Source organism: Microcystis sp. M49636_WE2, assembly GCF_030065375.1.
Lineage (GTDB): Bacteria > Cyanobacteriota > Cyanobacteriia > Cyanobacteriales > Microcystaceae > Microcystis > Microcystis aeruginosa_C.
This window is the reverse complement of the sequence record NZ_JASJFG010000263.1, coordinates 1-1,123: the sequence shown is the minus strand read 5'-3', so window position 1 is coordinate 1,123 and position 1,123 is coordinate 1. Positions and strand designations below refer to the sequence as shown.

General features: G+C 43.9%; 1 protein-coding gene and 1 pseudogene. Both read right to left on the bottom strand.

Annotated elements, in window-relative coordinates; genetic code table 11:
• Nucleotides 1-444 (bottom strand): ChaN family lipoprotein (locus tag PX484_RS06355; RefSeq protein WP_288103179.1); only part of this gene is annotated, 444 nt, incomplete at its 3' end.
• Nucleotides 445-693: 249 nt separating this feature from the next.
• Nucleotides 694-1,123, bottom strand: a pseudogene (locus PX484_RS06350) (ferredoxin-NADP reductase); the annotation flags it as partial.

Here is a 1,123-nt window from a genome sequence, read left to right as displayed (position 1 = left end):
CTCCTGTGCCACTTTTCTAGTGATTTCCGTGGGTGTATTGAGGGCGATCAATGGTAGTTTTTTCGCCTTGGCCAAGCGCAGGATCGGGGCGTAAAATTCCCAATCAAATCCCCAACGTTGGTCGTATTCACTTTTTTCTCTTAACTGATTTTCGCTAATTTTGCCGGCTAAATACTGATCCAAATAGATTTGGTAAGGACGTTGAAACATCTCGAAAGCGATGGCTATTTGGGGATTATTAGCCTGTAAATACTTGATAATAGCTAATTGGGCCTGATGATCGGCTTGACTATCGTGTCTTTCTCCCAGATAAATAATCTCGGCTGTTTTTAAATCTGCCAGAATTTGTTTTTGGCTATTAGTAAAACTCCAGGCCCGGGGCAGCAAAATAAACAGTAAGCAGAGGGCAAGGAAAACGGGAAAAAAGCGTCGAGAGAATTTCATCTTTTTAAAGGTCTTTTAAAAAACCTAAGTAGATAGGTATTAAAAACTTTCAGATGCCCCCCTTATTAAGGGGGGATTAAGGGGGGATCCCCCCAGCTATCGGCACCCCCCTTATTAAGGGGGGTAGGGGGGATCGAACCTAAAATCCATTTTTAATTTAATTATAACCAGCTACTTATCTTAACCGAAACCAAGACAAAAAAGGTGGGCATTGCCCACCCGAAAAAATTTTCAGAGAACCTTTTTGGTTTAGTAGGTTTCTACGTGCCAGCGATGTTCTTTTTTCAGTTGTTTCTGATAGACAGACCAATCGGTGCCATTTTTAGCGGCAGCACCACTGATAGCATCGTCGATACCATCTTCCATCCCTTTCAGTCCGCACATATAAGCGTGGGTTTTGGGACTTTGGAGTAGATTCCAGATTTCGTCAGCGTGTTCGGCTACCCGGTGTTGAATATACATTCTGCCGCCCTGGGGATTTTGCTGTTCCCGGCTGATGGCATAGGTGAGACGGAAGTTATCGGGGAATTCCGCCGCGATTTTCTCTAATTCTTCTTGGTAGAGAATATTGGCCGTTTTGGGAACTCCGAAAATCAACCAAGCTAGACCTTTGAATTTATAATCTTCGTGTTGTTCCTTGAACATCCGCCAGAGGAAAGCTCGGAAAGGAGCGATTCCG